21 protein-coding genes are annotated in these 21,366 nt (G+C 42.3%); 6 read left to right on the top strand and 15 right to left on the bottom strand.

Going from position 1 to position 21,366, the window contains the following annotated elements:
* The first annotated feature begins 325 nt into the window (after positions 1–325).
* Entirely contained in the window at positions 326–997 is a 672-nt protein-coding gene (locus L4C38_RS11060; RefSeq protein ID WP_428797617.1) for a LuxR C-terminal-related transcriptional regulator, read from the top strand.
* Positions 998–1,059: 62 nt separating this feature from the next.
* Here the strand turns inward: L4C38_RS11060 and L4C38_RS11055 are convergent, their stop codons facing one another.
* Entirely contained in the window at positions 1,060–1,785 is a 726-nt protein-coding gene (locus L4C38_RS11055) for a TetR/AcrR family transcriptional regulator (RefSeq protein ID WP_428797616.1), read from the bottom strand.
* Positions 1,786–2,196: 411 nt separating this feature from the next.
* Between L4C38_RS11055 and L4C38_RS11050 the strand changes: the two genes are divergently transcribed.
* Positions 2,197–2,751 carry a winged helix-turn-helix domain-containing protein gene (locus L4C38_RS11050; protein ID WP_428797615.1) on the top strand — a complete coding sequence of 185 codons (555 nt, stop codon included), beginning with the start codon at positions 2,197–2,199 and terminating at the stop codon, positions 2,749–2,751.
* Between the two features lie 417 nt (positions 2,752–3,168).
* Here the strand turns inward: L4C38_RS11050 and nadE are convergent, their stop codons facing one another.
* Complete coding sequence (nadE, locus tag L4C38_RS11045; RefSeq protein ID WP_428797614.1) at positions 3,169–3,996, bottom strand: NAD(+) synthase; 828 nt, start codon at positions 3,994–3,996, stop codon at positions 3,169–3,171.
* A gap of 146 nt (positions 3,997–4,142) precedes the next feature.
* Here nadE and L4C38_RS11040 point away from each other — a divergent pair, with 146 nt between their 5' ends.
* Entirely contained in the window at positions 4,143–4,658 is a 516-nt protein-coding gene (locus L4C38_RS11040) for a nicotinate-nicotinamide nucleotide adenylyltransferase (protein WP_428797613.1), read from the top strand.
* Between the two features lie 105 nt (positions 4,659–4,763).
* A complete protein-coding gene (locus tag L4C38_RS11035) occupies positions 4,764–5,255 on the top strand; it encodes a hypothetical protein (RefSeq protein ID WP_428797612.1) in 492 nt (163 codons plus the stop codon).
* A gap of 18 nt (positions 5,256–5,273) precedes the next feature.
* Here L4C38_RS11035 and L4C38_RS11030 read toward each other — a convergent pair whose 3' ends face one another.
* A complete protein-coding gene (locus tag L4C38_RS11030) occupies positions 5,274–7,130 on the bottom strand; it encodes a putative bifunctional diguanylate cyclase/phosphodiesterase (RefSeq protein WP_428797611.1) in 1,857 nt (618 codons plus the stop codon).
* A gap of 102 nt (positions 7,131–7,232) precedes the next feature.
* Positions 7,233–8,105, bottom strand: a complete 873-nt coding sequence (locus L4C38_RS11025; RefSeq protein ID WP_428797610.1) for a LysR family transcriptional regulator — start codon at positions 8,103–8,105, stop codon at positions 7,233–7,235.
* 339 nt (positions 8,106–8,444) lie between these two features.
* On the opposite strand from L4C38_RS11025, the gene L4C38_RS11020 reads away from it, so the two are divergent.
* On the top strand, positions 8,445–8,798 hold the full coding sequence (locus L4C38_RS11020; RefSeq protein ID WP_428797609.1) for a hypothetical protein: 354 nt from the start codon (positions 8,445–8,447) through the stop codon (positions 8,796–8,798).
* 61 nt (positions 8,799–8,859) lie between these two features.
* Here the strand turns inward: L4C38_RS11020 and L4C38_RS11015 are convergent, their stop codons facing one another.
* From L4C38_RS11015 to norR, 9 genes are all read right to left on the bottom strand, one after another.
* Entirely contained in the window at positions 8,860–9,474 is a 615-nt protein-coding gene (locus L4C38_RS11015) for a glutaredoxin domain-containing protein (RefSeq protein WP_428797608.1), read from the bottom strand.
* A gap of 193 nt (positions 9,475–9,667) precedes the next feature.
* Positions 9,668–10,555: a DMT family transporter gene (locus L4C38_RS11010; RefSeq protein WP_428797607.1), complete on the bottom strand. Its 888-nt coding sequence runs from the start codon at positions 10,553–10,555 to the stop codon at positions 9,668–9,670.
* Between the two features lie 57 nt (positions 10,556–10,612).
* A complete protein-coding gene (locus L4C38_RS11005; protein WP_428797606.1) occupies positions 10,613–11,536 on the bottom strand; it encodes a DMT family transporter in 924 nt (307 codons plus the stop codon).
* 190 nt (positions 11,537–11,726) lie between these two features.
* Entirely contained in the window at positions 11,727–13,055 is a 1,329-nt protein-coding gene (locus tag L4C38_RS11000) for an MATE family efflux transporter (protein WP_428797605.1), read from the bottom strand.
* A 115-nt stretch (positions 13,056–13,170) separates the two neighbouring features.
* Positions 13,171–15,093: a monovalent cation:proton antiporter-2 (CPA2) family protein gene (locus L4C38_RS10995; RefSeq protein WP_428797604.1), complete on the bottom strand. Its 1,923-nt coding sequence runs from the start codon at positions 15,091–15,093 to the stop codon at positions 13,171–13,173.
* Positions 15,090–15,710 (bottom strand): NAD(P)H-dependent oxidoreductase, encoded by a 621-nt coding sequence (locus tag L4C38_RS10990; RefSeq protein ID WP_428797603.1) that lies wholly within the window; start codon positions 15,708–15,710, stop codon positions 15,090–15,092. Before L4C38_RS10990 ends, L4C38_RS10995 begins: the two co-directional genes overlap by 4 nt.
* 30 nt (positions 15,711–15,740) lie before the next feature.
* Entirely contained in the window at positions 15,741–16,373 is a 633-nt protein-coding gene (locus L4C38_RS10985) for an HAD family hydrolase (RefSeq protein ID WP_428797602.1), read from the bottom strand.
* Positions 16,374–16,540: 167 nt separating this feature from the next.
* Complete coding sequence (locus L4C38_RS10980) at positions 16,541–16,900, bottom strand: glutaredoxin family protein (protein WP_428797601.1); 360 nt, start codon at positions 16,898–16,900, stop codon at positions 16,541–16,543.
* Positions 16,901–16,985: 85 nt separating this feature from the next.
* Entirely contained in the window at positions 16,986–18,569 is a 1,584-nt protein-coding gene (gene norR, locus L4C38_RS10975) for a nitric oxide reductase transcriptional regulator NorR (RefSeq protein WP_428797600.1), read from the bottom strand.
* A gap of 201 nt (positions 18,570–18,770) precedes the next feature.
* Between norR and hmpA the strand changes: the two genes are divergently transcribed.
* The gene (gene hmpA / locus L4C38_RS10970; protein WP_428797599.1) at positions 18,771–19,943 is read left to right on the top strand and encodes an NO-inducible flavohemoprotein; all 1,173 of its coding nucleotides are present in this window, start codon (positions 18,771–18,773) and stop codon (positions 19,941–19,943) included.
* 307 nt (positions 19,944–20,250) lie between these two features.
* Here hmpA and L4C38_RS10965 read toward each other — a convergent pair whose 3' ends face one another.
* Together L4C38_RS10965 and L4C38_RS10960 are read right to left on the bottom strand one after the other, a co-directional pair.
* Positions 20,251–20,787 carry a hypothetical protein gene (locus L4C38_RS10965; RefSeq protein WP_428797598.1) on the bottom strand — a complete coding sequence of 179 codons (537 nt, stop codon included), beginning with the start codon at positions 20,785–20,787 and terminating at the stop codon, positions 20,251–20,253.
* Positions 20,780–21,319, bottom strand: coding sequence for a YaeQ family protein (locus L4C38_RS10960; protein WP_428797597.1), 540 nt, complete (start codon positions 21,317–21,319; stop codon positions 20,780–20,782). Before L4C38_RS10960 ends, L4C38_RS10965 begins: the two co-directional genes overlap by 8 nt.
* Between the last annotated feature and the right edge of the window lie 47 nt (positions 21,320–21,366).

The raw sequence follows: 21,366 nt of genomic DNA, 5'->3' as shown, positions 1-21,366 counted from the left end.
GGTTTTTTCGTTTATCAAAGCGAAACCCATTCGTTTTACTGCGCTATAATTACACCATCAGGTATGTAAATTCGAACTTGAAACACTCTGCTCAAATGTAAGACTTTTGTTTATGAAGCGACATTATCTCGGGATCTTTCGACGATCTCATGATTGCTTGAATAGTAATCATCTTTGTTCTCAAAATTAAGAAATGGTAACTAACCTATTGAACTATAAGGAATGTACGTCAATTTGTTTAGAAGTGTGATCTGGGATGTGTTGACTATTTGAAACTAAACGATAGTTTTAAATTTAGCAACCACGTCAAGCTGGAGAAATTAACATGACCACCGACCCTAACTATAAAATTACCTTACTATCTGATGTTAGTATGCAGTCTAAGCTGTTTAAGGACTCGTTAGAAAGAGGAATTGAGTTAGATGTCCATTTGACGTCGCTAGAAGATCTTGCTCGAGTAGTCGATAGTGAAGACTCTATTCTTGGCGATTATGTCCTGATCGATTACAACTATTTTGATGATAAGAATTTTGAACTTTATAACCAAGTTCGCCTTGCCTCTAATATTGGTGCCAAGGAAATAGTCATCAACTGTCCTAAAGATGTAGTCTCTTCACAATTGTTTAAGTGGCGCAATTTAGTTGGTGTATTTTATGTAGACGATGAGATTGATTTATTGTTGAAAGGCATGAAAAAGATCATGCAAGATGAGATGTGGTTGTCACGTAAAGTTGCTCAAGATTACATAGAACATTTCCGCTGTTCAAACACAGTGACGACTTCTCAAGCGTATGCGAACCTAACTAAGCGAGAAAAAGAGATCATGCGTTTACTTGGTCACGGGGCATCAAATCTACAAATTGCAGATGAACTGTTTGTTAGTGAAAATACGGTGAAAACTCATCTGCATAATATCTTCAAGAAAATAAATGCTAAAAACCGCTTACAAGCCTTGCTTTGGGCTAACAATAATATTGGTTTAGAAGAACGCGTTTAAGCGTTAAATCTAAGGTACAAATAGGAAAGGGAGCCAATATGCTCCCTTTTTACGATCTCGTGTCAGCGAATCCCACGCGATATTAGAATTTTCTCAATCTCATTCAAGTCTTGTCGCGATGCTGGGTTTGACCATGGATAACTATTAGTCACTCTAAGTGTTGCTTTGATGAATGGGTGCTCAAGTGAAATCTGATGATCCAAATTACATGTTGCTTTGAGCATGTTTGGGTTACATGAATGTCTAGCGACGAGAGGAAATCCGACGTTGAGTATCCAGTGAGTCAGCATAAACTCTTCAATGAGAGAGTCTCTCTCCCCTTCATCACAATTGAGTTCGCCTTGTTCAATCGCATGTGACAGTACCTGTTCAAAGCAATCATGAATTTGTGCGGATACTTTGGCGAGTTTATCTATCCATGTTTGCGAAGCTTTATTCAGTAAGTTCAATGAATTAAGCATAGTAAATAACTGGTAACCAAAAGGATAAATATACATGGACTCGTGAGACACCAAATTTAATGCCACGATTTTTGAAGAGAGAGGGTAAGGAAGCTTAAGCACATCTGTGATTACGTTGAGAGATTGCTGTGTTATCTGGACAGCCAGTGCAACGAGAACGTCTTCTTTTGATTGAATGTGCTTGTATACAGACCCCATAGAGATACCAGCATTTTTTGCAATAGAGGACATTTTGAAATCAATTAGTGAAGTTTCAAAAATGCTATTTGCTGTGGCATTGAGTATCAACTGCTCTTCATCAGCGAAGGAGTACTTTGGGGCGGGCATATACTATCTCTCTATATATCTTCGCACTTATGCTAGTGAATCAGCATTCCGGAGTCAATTTTTATCACTACTTTGTTACGAGTTTTTCTAAATAGTCAAATAATGAATTTAATTTTTATTTATCATTGATATCTGATTGTTTTGAAAGAATAAATGCCATTTCGTCCATTGTTTTTACTGCGAATTGCTTTCATTTAATTGACATGCGATGAGAAGTGAATAAAATTCGAATAAAGTTCGAATGTCATTCGAATGATGTTACCAGTACAACTGGTAACAAGCGTTTTAGTCCCCAAAAGCTTGGATGAGTCACTTTACTAGTGAGTTAGCAGGGAATGCATGAAATCAGTTTTGGGAAGGAAGGCGATACACATTTGATAACTATTGGGTATGTGTGAAGGGCAATTAGAAATGGATAGAAAGTACAAGATCGGCGGAAAACTAACATTCTCTCCCAAAGCTGGCCTGCTAATAGATGACAGTGGACAAAGTGGCGTGGTGATACTCGGTTCCAATGAGAGTCGTCTACTTTTATTTTTGATCGAAAACAATGGTCGAACGGTTTCGCGCAAGGAACTCATATCTGTTCTTTGGAATGACCGCGACATTTTTGTTGATGATTCGAGCCTCACTCAATCTGTTTCGACGTTACGTAAGGCAATGAACGACTCTACGCGAGTTCCGGTTTTTATTAAGACGGTCCCCAAGCTGGGTTACGAGCTTATAGCGCCAGTTGTGGAGCTGGATGTTGATGAAGCAAAAACTTGTAAAACAGTAAAAATAGAGAACACTGCGCAACTTAAGATTTATCGATATCCAAGACAACAAACGGTAGGAACAACACTCCCACATGTACTTATTACCAATTCAATGTTGTCAAGATATTCGATATTCAATTTATTGCTTATTGGGGTTGTGATGTTGAAGCCTAATGTGCTGTCAGCGTTACTAGCCTTTTTTCTGTAGATTTTATTTTTAGTCTGAGGTGTTTAATGAAGTTAGAACAGTGCCCTTTTTGTGGGAGTTATCACTTGTCGATCGAGATGAGAGATAGTTCTTGGGATTCTAAGTACAGCGAACTGCACGTTATCTGTAACGATTGTGCGTGTATGTCGCCAATTTATATTTGGAATAAAAGACACGAAAATGACTCTTCGAACTATAGATTATAACGGGTTTCCTAACAGCGATGTTCTTGGAAGTGAAAGAAGATAGCAACTAGGTCAGTTGAGTTTGTTTTTAAATATGGGTATTTGCTACTAGGTATTCGGTTACCTTAGTTTTATTAGTCAGTGTTATCATAACTGGGCAGAAACGAATTCCGCCCAGCAATTTAGATATGTAAAGAAGGAATATAGCGATATTTCTCTCCTTACTCGACAATTAGTCGTAAATTGTTGGTATCGGTTGGCGCTTGTGTTGTGTCATTTTGTAAATTCTAACTAAACGCTCAGAAACCTCGTTAGAGACGGGCTTACCTTCCAAAAAATCATCTATTTGTTCGTAAGTTAGATTTAAAGCGTCTTCATCAGCTTTCTGTGGTGCCAATTCTTCTAAATCGGCCGTTGGAACCTTCTTCACCAATGATTCTGGTGCACCAAGCGTCGCAGCTACCTCGCGAACCTGACGTTTGCTTAAACCAAATAGTGGCGCCATATCGCATGCGCCATCACCGAACTTGGTGTAGAAGCCAGTAATGTTTTCTGCTGAATGGTCAGTACCAAGAACGAGACCACCCACGTAACCCGCAATTTCATATTGAGCAGTCATGCGTGCGCGAGCTTTTACATTTCCTTTGATAAAGTCGATTTTTGCTTTGTCTTGAGGAATAAGCCCTGTATTTTCCAACGCAATATGGGAAGCTGCGTGCAGGCCATCAACACCTGCTTTGATGTTGACGGAAACAGAGTACGTTGGTTGGATAAATTGTAGAGCCAGCTGTGCTTCGTCTTCATCTTTTTGCTCGCCATAGGGTAGGCGAACGGCCACAAATTGGTAACCATTGCCATTGGCTTCATTCAACTGGTCTACAGCGACTTGTGCCAAGCGACCACATGTGGTTGAGTCAACACCACCGCTGATACCAAGAACAAGCACTTTACAGCCGGACTCGGTGAGTTTGCGTTTAATGAAATCAACACGGCGAGTGATTTCAAAATGAGGGTCAATCGATGGTAGAACGCGCATTTCATCGCGAATCAACTGTTCCATTAGTTTCTTCCTGCTGCATTGTTATATAAATCTTTGCGTACAAGTAAGCTCATATCTTGAGGTTCCTTAGGTATAATGAGTATCATACCTAAAACCACTGAATAGAAAACCGAGATCACGGGTTTCGTGCCATACAAGGGTAAAAAATGATGAAGATCGCTGTATTTGGAAGCGCTTTTAACCCGCCAAGCCTAGGACACTTAAGTGTTATTGAGTCACTTGGTCATTTTGATCGCGTGTTGCTTCTACCAAGTGTTGCCCATGCATGGGGTAAAGAGATGCTCGATTACTCGCTAAGAACAAAGTTAGTCGATGCGTTTATCGAAGATGTCGCGTTAAGTAATGTAGAGCGTTGTGTCATTGAAGAAGAGCTGTATAAGCAAACGCAACAGTCAGTAACGACTTATGCCGTTCTTTTAGCCTTACAAGAAAAGTACCCACAAGCGGAGTTAACCTTTGTAATAGGACCGGATAATTTGTTCAACTTTAGCAAATTCTATAATGCTGAAGAGATTGCAAAACGCTGGACAGTGATGGCTTGTCCGGAGAAAGTACTCGTACGCAGTACGGATATCAGATTGGCACTACAGAACAATGGAACAATAGAAAACTTAACTACGGCAAAAGTTTGCGCGATTTTGACTAAAAAAAACTACTACTAACTATACTTGGGTATAAGTTAGATTGCAGCCGATGATGCTGCGGCTTCAAATAATAATATAACTAAAAACTGGGCGAATGAGCTCAATATTTGAATTGAGGTAAATATGACGAAGATGAGCCTTGCGCTTGTTTTTGGTCTGCTTTCGGCTAATGCCGGTGCTTGCGAAAAAAACAATTACTCGATTGACTCTTCGGTTGAGATTCCCGAAACCTATATGAAATTTCGCGATTGTGAGTCCAATAAGGGATCAGTAGAGTATCCGTTAATTAGCAGTCCTAATTCTATTGGTATGATCAAACCTGCTAAGCTTGACTATTCAACTTATTGGTCTGATTGGGTGCTAAAAACACAATCTAATCCGTTTTTGAGCCAACATTACTCAAGCGGCTATTTCGGAATTGGTGTTTGGGATCCAAATGCACTTGAAGAAGATGAAGAGGAGCTTTCAACTCAAGAATGGTTGATGAATCATGGCTTACAGTTCAGTGTCGGTTTCGGGGAGAAAAAAGTCGGTGAACCTAGGTTAAGGTTCGACTATTTGTGGCATGATGAAAAACAAGACAACGTAATGATGCAGATTGAGGTGCCGTTTTAACGGCACCCTTTGTATCAATTACTCGCTCTTAATAGCAACATTTTGGCTTTGTTGTGATTGGATGTAATTCTCTATCAGCGTCTCGGGTTTTTCAGGGCGAGAGAAATAATAGCCCTGAATCTGAGTGCACCCCATTTGTTTTAGCTTGTTAAGCTCACTTTCCTGCTCGACCCCTTCCGCGATAAGATTCACTTTGAGTTGTTTAGCCAATTGAATGATCAAGTTTACTACTCTCTCGGATGTTTCATTGAACAGTATGTTTCTGACAAAAGTGGCGTCGATTTTAATGGTGTCGATAGGGTAACTGTGGATGTAGTTCAAGCTTGAATAACCAGTACCAAAGTCGTCCAGAGCGATGGTATATCCCAGTTCACGTAGCTTATCTAATATGTAGCGAACTTCGTTGGTTTGCGACAGTAACACGGTTTCAGTTAACTCGATAGTAAACTCGTCGGGGCTAAATGTGTGCTTTTGAATAGTTGAATTTAAATGGCGCATATAACGCACCGAATCAGAAAGCTCATGGGCAGAGCAATTTAAACTTAGCTTTACTTTGTGCCCTAAACCGGCTTCGAGCGTTTGCTTGGCTGCACAGGCCAATTCGACAATTCGTTCACCTAGATCAACAATTAACCCAGATTGTTCTGCCGCCTCAATGAACTCCATAGGTGATATAGCGCCAAGCGATTTGCAGTTCCAGCGTGCAAGTGTTTCAAAATAGTCCCAAGTATCATGATCGATTGAAACAATTGGTTGAAGAACGACATATATTTCACTGTCTTCACTACTTGACTGGTCTAACTCGTTTCTTAAGGCATCGATTACCTTAGTTCTACGGTAATACTGAGTACTTAGGTGTGTATCGTAACTTTGAATTTTGATATTTCTTGATTGCTTACAATCTTTTAAAGCGAGTGAGGTATTGAGCATGAGCTGATCAGCAGATAAGTTTATATCTGTTCGACAAGCGAGCCCAATGCTGGCGCTAATCTTTATTTTATAAGAGGAATCATAATAGCCTTGGTGAAGCTTTGTAATGATATTTTGGCAAATTGATAGAGGGTCACTAGAGAAGGTGATAAATGCAAATTCATCGCCCGAAATACGAAAGGTTTGATTCTGCTCAGGTAGCTGATCTTCAATCGCCATAGCGACAAACTTTATGACTTGGTCACCGATGTAGTTGCCATAAAGGCTGTTGACTGACTTAAAGTTATCAATATCGATATACACCAAAGTCAGGGATTCGTTGCCAGAATAGCGTTCGAGCATGTTTGAAAGGTGACTACGATTGAGCAGTCCAGTAAGAGCATCATGACTGATCTCATGGCTCAATTGGCTAACTAAGCTTTGGGAACGAGCTGACAGCCATTTAACGCGTAGGCTGTGCACAACGATATTAGCGACAAAAGTGTGATAATAAATAAGTTCACTTTTTTGTTTATCATCCATTTGGCTTATGGGAAAAGTGAAGGTGGAAACTAATATTCCAAGGTTGTCGCCATTTTGGGTTCTAAGAGGTACTCCTAGATACGCATCAATGTCATTTTCGGCGAGAAAGACGTCTTGCGGAAAGTCTCTAGCGACGTTTTCGCTAAATAGACAAAACTGCTGACTGGACTTGCTGACTTCATGACAAGGCGAGCCAACCATTGAATAGCAAAATGGCGTTTGAATTTCTTTTTCACAAGCATAAGAAAGTGTTTGGGCAAAAAAATTCAGTTTATCGAGCTCGACAATACAAGTACATTGGCTACCAAATGTATTGTGTAGCAGCAGCGTAGCTTGATGCAAAAGCTCATGACCATCAAGTGCCACGATTCGATTGATCGTTTCTACATCGATCGAGATTGAGGATATATTGTTTTCTGCCACCTGAAATCTCCTTGGTATACGTGATCTTTGTCACTTTCGTCTGTGTGTTGCTTGCATTAAATATGGTACAGGTGTCATATTTTTTCAAACTAAGTCGAAATATTACCCTAATCGGCTCTTAAGATAGTTTAGAAACAGTTGAGTTCTAGTGTTCTGATAATCAAGTTTAGGATGATATGCGTATACCGTTGCTTCGTCGGCGCTAATGTCGGGGAGTACCCGTTTTAGAGTGCCGATCTTCAGTTCTTCTTTAATCATTACATCGTTGGTGAGTAGGATACCCATACCGGCTTTAGCTGCGTAGAACAATGCTTCTGGGTTGGTGGTGGCAAAGTTACCGCAAAGTAAAACACGCTGACCTTTGGATAACTTAACTTCTCTTTGTGGGCTCTCCCCCCAGTTGAGCATATTATGTGATTCAAGGTCTGACACGGCAGTCGGTTCTCCGTGCTTCTCTAAATAGCGTGGTGAGGCATAAAAGCCAGCTTTGTGCTCGAACAACCTCGTTGCTTTGAAACTTAATGAGTTAAGTTGTTCAATTTCTCGGCTAATAAACAAATCTAAGCTGAGTGCAGGAAGTTGCCCTGGTGTTGTAGTGGTTAACTGCACGCAGATATCAGGATAGAGCGCGAGAAAGTCATCCAGATACTGAACCAGAAATTTGGAACCGACGGCGAGTGTCGCGCCAATTTTTAATAATCCTGCAGGTGACTGATCAATTGAGCGGGTCTCATCTACGATGGATTGCCAGCCCTCAAGCTGAACTTTTGCTCGTTGATAAAAAAGTGCGCCAGCCTCTGTTTGGGTAACGGAACGAGTAGTGCGTTTTAATAGCTGTACACCAATTCGCTCTTCAAGCCAGTGAATACGTTTACTGATTGCAGAACTGGTGGTGTTCATTCGTCTTGCTGCACCATTAAAGCTGCCTTCATCCACAACCAAGATGTAGCTTTTTACACTTTGCAACCAATCCATTTTGTTCCCTTATTGCTTCTCAAAAAGAATCAATTAATTTCCATTTGAGCCTATTATCATTTTTTAGTATTTAATTTAGACTCAACCGCATGAAAAGCAAGCAAAACTATTCGTTCAATAAAACTCCTCTACTGATGGTTATGCTGATTATTACAATTGGTCAAGTAGGGGGCTATTTATTTGCCAGCATTTACTAGGTTATTGCAGTGGTCATGGCATCAATATTGTTCTCTTCAAAGCCAGCAGTTTATATAGAGCAACAAGCTTAACGTCGTAAAACCAAAAGCTTCGGTATACAATGCTCGCCATCAAAAAGAACAATGCCATTTGGGTGATAGTATGGAACATAAAGAATTTGAAGAGTTGGTGAAAGAAGCTTGCCTACAAGAGAACTTGCCACAAGCTTTGGCGATTTTAAAAGCGAGCGAAGATCAAGAAGTCGCAGAAACAGCTGAGTCTCTAGTGGGGCAATTTGCGTTAGCTGAAGCAGAAGGTGAGAAGCGTATTTACCATGTAACTGTTCAAGTTGACGAGCACGGTGAAGAGCAAGAGTTTGTCGAGCATGTGATGAACGAAGGCGATGATGTTATTCGTTTTGTTGCTTGGTTCTTTGATGTAATGTTTGATGTGAAACGCAAAGATACCTATCAGGCAGCGGGCAAAACCTACCAACAACCAAAACGTAGCGAGTAGTATCGTTAATGACATAGACAAAGCCCCACGCTTAGCGCTGGGGCTTTATTGTTTGTGTTGATTAGCCTTGGTTTGCTTCTAGATTGATAACATTGTCAGGCACTATATTAAGCCCCTTTTTTTCAATCCAAGCTGCTAGGTTGTCGGCACCACCAATGTAGTGACCATCAAGCCAAATCTGCGGGACGGTAACGGGCGTTTTCATGCCGATGATGGCTTTAACTTCAGGGATCATTCGGTATAGCGCAGCGCTGTCTTTCACGACATCGTGATATTGGTATTCAATGCCTGCATCATCAAGCATCTTTTTCGTTTTCACACAGTAAGGGCAGGTGGCTTTGCCATACACTATATTGCCTTTCAAAGTATCACGCGTGGTCCATTGCTGAATGACTGATTGTACGAGAACACCACGGTTCAATGCTTCACCTTGGCTAACCACTTTTCCTTCTACAACCAAGATTGGAGCATGCCAAGAGCCAAGTTTTAGTGGTTCCCACCAACGTGATAACCAATCCTTCACTTCAAGCTCAATAGGAATGCCAGCAAGCTCATTGTCAAAAGTATCTTGTAGAATATCTCTAGTGAGCGTGCATTCGCCACACGGGATGTTGACCTTAAACGGTCCCCAACTACCTGCCCAGCGATAAAGTGTTATTTTGATTGGTTGTGTCATGGTTGTTTCCCCTGAAAGCAAATTGGCTAGGTGAATGTTGCTTTGCAATAGTAGCGCCTTAGCAAAATCGATTTTCTATAAACAGCGCATCTGTTGGATTTAGTACAGTGTTTTTTTTATTCCAAATCGCTGTCTAATCCAAATGAGATGTTATGTAATAAGAACGTACTTGTTCAGGTTTTCTTTCAAAAACTTAGGGAGTAATGCGTGCTTTTCTTGATTCCCACTTAGTAATGAAGGCGACGGACGCAATGATGAAGGCAGCACCAAGCCATAAACGACCCGGTGGAATCCAACCAAATACCAACCAACCGGCGAGAACGTTAAGTGGTAGCTTGGCGTGGTCGAAAGGTTGTACAAATGAAGCATCTGCCACTGAGTAGGCTTTTACTATCGCCCATTGTGCAAGAGCTGTAGCTGCGCCTGCTGCGATCAATATCAACCAAACTGACATTCCTGTTGGCATTTCCCATTCAGGTAATGCCAATAAGATATTAAACGGTGTAATGAGAACTAGTAGATAAACCACCATGGTTGATGGTGAATCATCTGAAGAAAGTTTTTTTACCATGAGCGAGTAGCACGCCCAAAAAAAAGCGGCACCAACTGGTAACAAAGTAGCCCAATTAAAAGTATCACCCCAGGGCTCTAAAATAATCATTGCGCCGACAAAGCCAGTTAAGGTTGCTCCCCAGCGTGCCATCCCCACTTTTTCTTTTAAAAATAAGCCTGAGCCAATGGTGGCAAAAAGTGGTGATGTCATTAATAGCGCAATGCCTTGCCAAATAGGCACTGGGTAAGCGAGCGCCCACAGCCACATTTGTATGCCTATGACAGATAAGAAAACTCGAAATACGTGCCAGCCAAGTTTTTCTGTTCTTAGTGATTGACGAATCCCAAGTGTCTTTAAATACGGCAAGATAACAACAAGAGCAATGGCATATTGAACCAGAGCGACGGTAGTAGAGGACAGTCCGAAGTTAATACTGGCTACTTGCGCCAAGCTATTTACGATAGCGAAGGCCAAGCCAGCGGTTAGCATCCAGCTTGCGCCTTGAATTGGGTGATGATTATTGCTCATAAAAACTGAAATTTATTAAGTGTTTTTGGATCATACGACTTAATGGCTTACGTTACCTTAGTTTTTTGAACGATTTATTAGTACAACGGAAAATATAACTAAAATCATGCCGATAGCATGCCAAATTGTGAATAATTCCCCTAATATTAGTACGGCAAATACTGCGGTGATAGCAGGTCCAACATTGTTGGTTAGGCTAAGTTGAGTTGGCGAAAGTCTCGCCATACCTGCGGCGACAAAATAAGATGGCAATACGGTACAAACAATGCCAAGAGTTACGCCTATCGTGATCAGTTCAGTTGACCATTGTTGAATATTGGCACCACTAAAAAACAGATGGATCAAAATCGCGCCGCCAGCACTTCCCATGCCGATACTGGTAAATAAAGAGCTACCTAGTTTGCCAATGAGAGGTTTGCTAGCCACCAAATAAATGGCGAAGACGAATGCTGACGCAATAGCCAAAATTGCTCCGAGGGTGACAGAGTTGCCTAGGGTTTGAAAGTCGTGCACCAAAATCAGTGCGGTACCAGCATAACCAACAAAGGTTGCTAGGATGACGCGTTTGCTTGGTGGCTGTTTGTGTACTATCCAACTGATCAAAACCACAAACGATGGAAATAAGAAAATAAGCAATCGCTCTAGTTGTGCTGAAATAAACGCAAGTGCGGAAATATCGAGAAAACTAGCAAGGTAATAGCCCATAACGCCAATACTGGCAGCAGGTAAACCAAACTGTTGTATTTTTCGGCGTGTTTCTGAATATCTACATAGATACAGCAAGGTAATGAGATACAGAGGAAGTGAGCTCAATGCGCGTAGCGCCATGATGGAAGTGGCATCTCCCCCTGCTTGGTACGCGAGCTTAACTAAAACAGGCTTGAGAGAGAACAGTAAACAACCGATAAATGCGTACAGCAAACCTAGTTGGTGTTGCGACGAAAAGCGCGAAGAGGGTATAGCTTGCGATGGTTGATTCATTAACTCGTTCCTTGTTTTTTAGGGCTACGAGTTAATGCAAACTGGCTACATACTCGTAGCCAGGCGTAAGTTTACCTACCGGCTACAGGTATTAAGGAGAAGAAGCCAAAGGTAAGTAAACATTGAATGCATAATTTGAATTCCGTATCAGTGAAATTTCAGGTTAACGGTTGGTTAAATTTAATGCAACCTATTTGAGTTCAATTCGTTGCGTTAACTGGCGTATGGCGTTTTGGTACATAAGCCAAGCGCAGATTCCCGCTGCGATGTTACCGAGCATCGCTCCCCAAAAGATCCCCTCAATCCCCCCAATCATTGAGCCGATCCACAAGCAAGGAAGAAAAAAGGCAAACAAGCGCAATGCGGAGATGGTTAACGCAATATAGGATTTGCCTAGGGCGTTATTGATAGACACCATCAGCATGCAAATACCGAGTGGACCTAAGCTAAAAGGTACAATCATCAAATGCCACGTTAAGATTTGTTCGACTTGGACTTCGCTTGTCATCAATTGAGCGAGTAAATCACTACTCAACCATGTGATTAGAGCGATGGCTAACTGGGATGCCAGTATATATTTACAAGCGATCACTACTAACTGACGAATGTCATCAAGTTTGTTCGCGCCGAGTAATCTGCCCACCATTGGTGGCATTGACATGGTTAACGCTAACACAGAGACAATGGCGAAGAACTCATAGCGAGAACCCAATGCCCATGCAGCAACCGCAGTGGTACCATAACCGGCTAATAGTTTGGTGGCTAACATAGAAGATAGCGGAGGCAAAAGCTGGCTAATCATCGCCGGTCCCATGATATTGCCAATTGAATTAAGGCTTTTCACCACATCAAGATCATGCCAGTCAAAACAGATCCATTCTTTTGCTGTCACTCTAGGCGCGACGACCAAAATACCGATGCTAAAGGCGACAATCGTAGCAAGTGCTGCCCCGTTTATGCCTAAATCAAAGGTAAAAATGAACAATGGGTCAAGCGCAAGGTTGAGCAGGCTTGTTACCATCATCATAGTGCCGGGTAGCATCGTATTACCATTGGCACGGCAAACACTGTAGAAAAAGTACAGTAGTGCGCCTGTCCATGAGCTAATCAGCCAATATACCCAATAACTGTCGATAATTAAAAAGACACTGTCAGGTGCGCTAAGCAGCATCAATATGGGCTCTCGGATCAAATACAGACATAAGCAAAACAACGCCACGCCTATTGAACCCATGGCAATAACCAACCCGCCAAGTTGCTGGGCATAACGTGCTTGATTTGCGCCAATGGCTTTGGCTATGACAGCGGTGGTCGCGATACCGAGACCGACTTGAATACCGATGATTACCATTTGGATAGGTAGGGTAAAGCCTTGTGCCGCTAGCGGCAGTATTCCAAGTTGTCCAATAAACGCACTGTCGACCAATTGAAAGCTCATCAGTGAAAGTACGCCAAATAGCATCGGCCATGTCATGTTAAATAGCTGGCGAGCAAGGGATGTAGGTTGAGCTGTTGTCATAGGTATTTACGCGCTGTCAAAAAATTAGCCGAGAGAATTCTCGGCTTACTATCGGTAATAGTGTTTAGTCTACTCGATTGTCTACTTAAATCGAGAGGCTTGAGGTGAAAACAGTTTAAACATTATCTTCAAAATCTTCCGCGTAACCTTTTGGTGGCGGTGTCCATCCTCGTTCATCATTATTATGTTTGTCGGCCCTGTCGGTCACAAGCGCGAGCTTAATCTGCTCTTCAAGGTGGATAAATAGTTGGCGATAGTTGTTATCAAATCGATCACCTGAAGCGTCGTCTAACCACGCTTGGTAGAGCATGTCGGATTTTTTGTTTTCGACTCGTTTGTAGCTGGCTTTTTGCTGTTCAACATGGAACGGGTGTTGTCCTAGTTTTCTTAACGCGTGGGCTCCTAATTCTAATGCAGAGTGATAGGTTTCCATCTCAATAATATCTGCACCGGCTTGGCGTAATAGGTAGCTGTCTCCTCGGTCAAATGCTCGCACGAGGATCTTCACTTTCGGATAACTGTGTTTAATGTATTTGACCAGTTCGAGCGAAGTATCTCGATTGTCAATCGCAACCACTATCATTGCAGCTTCTTCAATCCCAGCGGTATGTAACAAGTCAGGGCGTGTGGCATCACCAAAATAAGCGTTGGTATTGAACTGACGAACCATATCTACCTGAGCTGCTTGATGATCAAGAACAACGGTTTTAATGCCATTTGCGACCAACAAACGGTTAATGATTTGTCCAAATCGACCGATGCCCGCAATTATCACGGTTCCTTTATCGTCAATCTCATCCGCTTCATTTTGATTTGAAGCTTGCTGATAGCGCGGAAGAATGACTTTATCGAATAGTATGAATAACCCGGGAGTGAGGAACATTGAAAGTGCAACAACAAGCGAGAGAGTTTGCGCTATATCAAGCGGAATTACATGGTTTTGCGTAGTAAAACTTAACAACACAAAGCCAAATTCACCCGCTTGCGCCAAGCTTAAGGTGAATAGCCAGCGGTTACTCTTACGGATCCGAAAGCAGAAAGCCAAGATGTATAGGACAGAAGCTTTAAGCAGCATCACACCGAGTGTTAGTCCGACGATAAGGAAAAAGTCATCGAAAAGAATGCCGAAGTTGATGCCAGCGCCTACCGTGATGAAGAACAGACCGAGCAATAAGCCTTTGAATGGATCGATATTGGATTCCAACTCATGACGAAACTCACTGTTTGCCAGAACCACACCAGCGAGGAAAGCGCCTAGAGCAGGTGATAGCCCAATTAGGCTCATAAGGGCAGAAATTCCCACTACTAACATGAGTGCTGTCGCGGTAAAAATTTCTCTTAGCCCGGAACTTGCCACAAAGCGGAATAATGGGCGGCTTAAGTAATGCCCCCCTGTAACCAGACCAGCAATGGAAACGATGATAACTAATGCGTAGCCCCAGCCGGGAAGCCCAGCCACTAGGCTTAGCTCTTCGTGGTGCTCGGCGGCAGTAGAAGCGGCGTTCTGTGCCTGTTCGACCAGTTGAGGTAATGCTAATAGTGGTATAAAAGCGAGCATTGGAATGACGGCAATATCCTGAAACAGCAGCACCGAGAATGCATTTTGACCACCTTCTGTGCGCGTTAATCCTTTTTCGTTGAATGTCTGCAGTACGATGGCGGTGGAAGAGAGCGCAAAAATCAAACCAATCGCTAGTGCTATAGTCCATGGTTGTTCAAAGGCAAGCGCTATCCCCATGACAGCAATGGTGGTACCACCGACTTGTAAACCGCCTAATCCGAGTAAGCGATTACGCATGTTCCAAAGCATTTTTGGCTCAAGCTCTAGGCCGACCAAAAACAGCATCATTACTACGCCAAACTCAGCAAAGTGCTGAATAGTGGTGGTTTCCTCACCAACTAAACCAATGATGGGTCCAATGACAACGCCGGCAATCAGATAGCCCAATACCGACCCCAAACCTAAACGCTTTGCAATCGGTACCGCTATAACGGCAGCCACTAGGTAGATGAAAGCTTGAAGGAAGTAACCGGTCATGCTTTTTCTCCTAGGATCAGTTGATTGAGGTACGGGTTAAGCTTTTCTACTTCATAGGCCCGTTTATAGTCAAATTGATCGTTGACTAAGGCTGTAAGTAGTTTCTGCCAGTTTTTGCTATGTTGGCTAATTCGACCATCTTCCCTTGCGGTTCGAGCACCAAAGAGCGCCAATGGCGCCATATATTTCATGCCAGTCAGTGCAACCATCTGCTCAATTGGATAGAGAAGCTCACGAATAGTGAAATGATTGTAGCCTTCGGTTTGATAGGCGTCAGCTTTTCCCCCAGCGGAAAGGGCACATAAAAAACGTTTTCCTTTCAGCGCTGTGCCTTGGCTGCCATAAGCAAAACCATATTCCAATACTAAGTCTTGCCATTCTTTTAGCATGGCAGGAGTGGAGTACCAATAGAGAGGAAATTGAAAAATGATCACGTCATGTTCTATCAAGCGCTTTTGTTCATGATCAATATTGATGTTATAGCTTGGGTATTCGTAATAAAGGTCAACAGCGGTGACCCCTTCAATATTTTCGGCAGCACTAAATAGTGGTTGGTTAACTTCAGAGCGGTGCTGAGAAGGGTGAGCATACAAAACCAGCACTTTGTTTTTAGGCATCGTTGTCTTCCTACCATAATATTGAATAAACTATTTATTGTTACTCTTATTGTTATTAGGCAGCAATTGCCTTAGATCATCTAGATGTGGAACAGCAATCGAAGCTTGGTGTTCGAAAGGTTTATCAATGCCATGCGTAACTAGGCAAGAAGGCATATTGGCGTTAAAAGCGGACTGTAAATCGTATAAATAATCACCAACATAAAGTATTTCATTAGGAAACAATTGCCATTCATCAGCCAATGAATTCAGTGCATCAGGCGCTGGTTTTGGGGCAAAATGTTCACGGCTTATAATGCGACTGATGTTAAGATTGTTGTGTTGAACCTTGGTTGAAGCAGCCTCAAAACAGTTACGAGTAATGATGGCGGTATGCATTGCCTGTGTTTCGATATAGCGTAATATTGATGCGCACCCGGGCATTGGATAAGAGCTTCTAGCGTCTTCCATTTCATGATCAAGAATCAGTTGAGCAACATCAGCGCGTTGATTCGGACAGGCAATATCATCGGCAAAAGTAAGCAAATCGATTCCAGCAGGGCAGCCGAGTTCGTCTCGTAGCCAGAAGAAATTCATATCGGAACTGACCAGTGTGTTATCAAGGTCGAATACGATGGCTTTGATTCGATTTGCTTCAAACGGTATGCCAGTGAATTTATCCATAAAATCACATTCCTTGTGTAATGCCTCATACTGATAATAAATAGTGAGAGAGGTGAGACCGCATGGCTGACTGTGTTATCCCCCCCAGAATAGAGACTATTAGATCCTTCTGGGGGATGCTTGTATCAGTTATCTATATGATTTTAATATAGTTGGCAGGGGCGGAATTAAGCAAATTCTTTTTCTAAATAAGCGACGATGTCTGAAGATTCATACATCCACTGAACACCATCTTTTTCTTCAATTCGTAGGCAGGGCACTTTCACTCTGCCACCGCCAGATTCGAGCTCTGCTCTATGTTTAGCATCGTTCTTCGCGTCTCTAAGCTCAATTTCTACAGATTGACGTTTCATGGAACGCCTTACTTTTACGCAAAATGGGCAAGCCTCGAATTGATACAGCGCTAATTGGGCTGATTTTTGATCGACGACTTGTTGGTCTTCTGCCGCGCGTTTTATACCTCGTGGCGAGAATACAAAACTCAATAAGAGAATGATGCGACCGAGAATCCAGCGAATGACTTTCATGATGTACCTATTCAATTCCAATAACAAACAGCGTCATTGTAACAAGTTAGACACATAGCATAAACAATAGAAACAATATAAATATTTAATATTTAATATTGTGTTGTTTGGTTACTTGAATGCCCAACCGTTTAGCTAACCGGACTAAGTTCGCACGATCAACATTCAACTGCCTTGCCGCTTCAGCCCAATTAAATTTTGCTTGTTGTAGTGCATTAATGATCAATCTGGATTGGTATTCGTCTGTGGCTTGGCGGAGATCTTGAACCTCAGCGGCTTGCTGCTGCGAATTTTGCACAGATGGTAGGTTGGCAGGGTGATTTTGTGGGCTACCTTCAATAGCGAGGTCACCGGCAGTGACTGATACGGTGTGATTTAGGGTTCCGCGAGCACGTGCTTTCAATGCGGCACGGTTGATGACGTGTTCTAGCTCGCGGACATTGCCAGGCCAGTCATAGTGGGGCAACTGCATTAAAGCGTCTTTGGTGAATTTTAATTGAATAAGACCTAATTTTTTCCTCGCTTGTTCAAGGAAATAACCGGCGAGAAGAATGCCATCTTCTTCACGATGACGCAGTGGTGGGACGGTAAGAGGATAGACACTTAGTCGGTGGTATAAATCAGGGCGAAATCGACCTTGATCAACTTCTTGTTTTAGATCGCGATTTGTGGCGGCGAGTACCCGCACATCAATACTCTGTATGTGGTCTTGACCAACGGGTTGAATTTCGTTGTTTTGTAGTGTGCGTAATAATTTGCTTTGAGCAGTTAAGCTCAACTCGCCAATTTCATCTAGAAAGATCGTGCCGCCATCGGCAAGTGCAAATTTACCTAAACGAGATTTATCCGCGCCAGTAAAGGCCCCTTTAATATGTCCAAACAATTCGCTCTCAATAAGAGATTCGGCAATAGCTGCGCAGTTAACGTATATCAAAGGCTGGCGGCTGCGACGCGATTGGTGATGTAAACTGCGTGCGACCAATTCTTTACCTACGCCAGTTTCACCGTGAATTAAAATGGTGAAATCGGAAGGTGCCACCACCGAAATATCGGCATTCAAATTTTGCATCGCTGTGCTATTACCAATGATTTCACCACCATCGCGCTCCCAAACTTCTTGATTCAACTCCTCAAGTTTTTCTTGGGTTTGTTTGGCTTGCTGTTCAAGCTGTGAAACGGTTAACGCTACTTTAAGGTGCGATGCAACAATTGCAGATAAAGCTTCTAAACTACGCTCGGGAATCGTGTGAAAAATGTCTGGTGTCAAACTATCAAAAGTGAGGATCCCCAAAAGTTGATCTGCGTAAATCAACGGCAAGCCCATACAGGCATGCATGGGTAGTTCGCCATCATAATCGAGCAGTAGACCATCAAAAGGATCAGGCAACGAGCTATCAGCATCAAAGCGAACCACACTTTTAGCTTGGCATATTTGTTCAAAGCGAGGGTGGTCGCTGACTTTAAAACGCCTGCCTAAGGTATCTCTAGTTACGCCTTGGATTGCTAGCGGTAATAATGTATCGCCTTGTAGCCCGAGGAGTGCGACGCAGTCACATTGTACCGCTTTGCGAATAGCATCAAGCAGTTTGTTAAAGCGTTCTTGATCGTTATGACCACTGGCTAACCCTGCTGTCATATCCAACAAGGTAGAAATCGAAATATCTTGCATGTACTAACCTCGAATGAGTTTGATTACTATTCTAGTGTCATTTTGACATAAAACAAAGTAGTCATTTTGACTCAATTATTTGATTTGTTAGCCTGAAGTCACTTGGGTATACAGGGGTTATTAAGTTGGCACCAATCCTGCCTTGAATGCTGCGGCTTCGTTTTCCAACGAGCCAATTATAATAATTAGGAGAAAATCGTTATGCTCAACGAAAATCATATTGCAGTTGTTAAAAGTACCATTCCATTGCTTGAAAGCGCGGGACCGGCATTAACACAGCATTTTTACCAGCGCATGTTTAGTCATAACCCTGAATTAAAAAACATCTTCAATATGACTCACCAAAAAACAGGACGCCAGAGTGTTGCCTTGTTCGAGGCTATCGCAGCTTACGCGAAAAATATTGAGAACCTATCGGCACTAACACTCGCAGTAGAACGCATTGCACATAAACACACCAGCTTTAACATCCAAGCAAAGCATTACCAAATTGTTGGTCATCATTTAATAGAAACACTGCGTGAACTAGCACCTGATGCCTTTACCAATGAAGTGGAAGAAGCTTGGACTGCCGCCTATCTTTTCTTAGCCCAAGTCTTTATCGACCGAGAAGAAGTTTTATATCAGCAGAGTGCGGACATGAATGGCGGCTGGCGTGGCGCTCGAGAATTCATTATTTCTCAGAAAAATAATGAATCTGAATTTGTGACTAGCTTTGTACTTAGTCCTGTGGATGGAAAGATGGTTACTGACTTCCAAGCAGGTCAATATTTAGGTGTTGAAGTAAAGCCGCGCAATAATGAGCATGTTGAGATCCGCCAATATTCACTTTCTCAAGCATCAAACGGCGTTAACTACCGAATCTCAGTGAAACGTGAGGGTACGCAGAATGCAGAGGGTTCTTACCAAGGGATTGTGTCCCATTTTCTACACAATGAACTTCAGACGGGTGATTCATTAATGGTTTATCCACCAGCGGGTGACTTTTATTTGCAACAAACCAATAACCCGGTTGTGTTAATCGCAGCAGGAGTCGGTGCCACTCCGATACAAGCGATGGCACAAACGATGGCAGTGCAGAACAAAAACAACGTGAGTTATTACTATGCGTGTGAGTCAGAATTGCAGCATACGTTTGCTAATGAAAGCCAGCAGTTAGTGATGGAAAATGATTGGCAACATCAAATATGGTATCGAGATCAGCACGGTAATATGGACCTAAACAATATTGAATGCTTACCTTTAACAAGCGGAGAGTTTTATTTATGCGGTCCGGTTGCGTTTATGGAATTTGTGGTCAAACAACTTGATGGTTTTGGTGTGTCACGAAATCGAATTCATTACGAAGTTTTTGGTCCTCATTCTTATTTATAATTAGGAAAACAATTAATAGAACTAGTGTGTTGGAGTTCTGAATAAATAAAAATTGTTACAAATTGGTTTTATTTATTTGATGCTAGAGTTCTTGGTATTGCCTAGCCTTTAAGAGTCGATTCTAGAATTCACATTATTAGCATTTAGGGATGTGAATTTCATTTCGATTCTATCACTTGTTGTTGATGTTGATGTTTCTGATGAAGATTCATTGATTCACGAGTACCTAATCGCTATCTGTGAACGGTGCCGAATATACTTAGACCTGAATCAAAAAAGCTCCCAGTTGGGAGCTTTTTCTAGCGGCTTAGTGGAATAGTCTTTTCACCCAATCGATTATCCCATTACTCGAATTTGCATTATTTGACAGTGCTTTTGCTTGATAAAAACTAGCCATAAATTTGGTTCGAAGCGCTTGGCTATCCCCGCCATTCAGCTCTACTATTGTAGTAGCGGTTTGCTCTGCATGATCGTTGGCTAAGCTAAAGTCCATCGCCAAATAACCTTGTAGATATAGCCAAAGATGAGTAACAAAAATCAGTTGCTCGCCATCGGAATAATGAAAATTGGCAGCATGTTCTTCGCCTAACTCTTGCTTAAATGCTTGCTTCATCGCTTTAACCGAACTGTGGTGCGTTTCCACTTGGCTTAGCGCTTCAATATGAGCTTTGGTCAAGAGCCCCAACAAATGATGGGTGGCAAGACGATTTGGCTTCGCCTTTTGCACCTTGGTAAACAACCCATTATTTGCTTGATAGAATTGTTCCCATTGTGGGGAATCAAGATTGATGACATCTAGCTGATCGGCTTCGATATCACAAACCGCTTGTTTCAAATCAATCATGGCTTTGCAGGGTTTCCCATGTGACTTCGTATGAGCCTTCGCTACTGTCGACAAATAGGCTGTTGCCTGTGATCATTACTGAAAGCTCCATACCACGTTGAACGCTGCTTGCGAGAGCCTCAATACTTTTTTCATCAAATTGATGGATTGTTGCCTTTAGAGGCGCTAATTTGCTTTTTGATTGGTTCCACCACACATCTGATTTGCTGTTGAAAGTATAAACTTGAACTTCTTTCGCTAGACGTGTCGCTTTTTTGATTCGGTCAACGGAAGGTTCGCCAACTTCGATCCAATGGTCAATGGTGCCGTCTAATGCCTTTTGCCATAGGTCAGGCTCTTCAATGGTTGAAATACCTTTGGTAAAAACCAACTCTGGTGATGCGTTTAGGCAGAATGCCATTACACGAGCCATCATTCGAGAGACGGTTTCTGAAGGGTGAAGAGCAATTGTGCAAGAAAGCGAATCATAATAGTCACGATTAGTATCAGAAAGCGCAATGCGATATTTATATATTGTAGGTTTAAGAGCCATGTTTTTGAGTTACCAAGAATGAAAATAGCCAGCTAAATTAGCTGGCT

The sequence above is a fragment of the Vibrio kasasachensis genome (genome assembly GCF_050337565.1).
GTDB classification, from domain to species: Bacteria; Pseudomonadota; Gammaproteobacteria; order Enterobacterales; family Vibrionaceae; genus Vibrio; species Vibrio kasasachensis.
The sequence above is the reverse complement of the archived record's forward strand: the minus strand, read 5'-3'. Positions and strand labels throughout refer to the sequence as shown.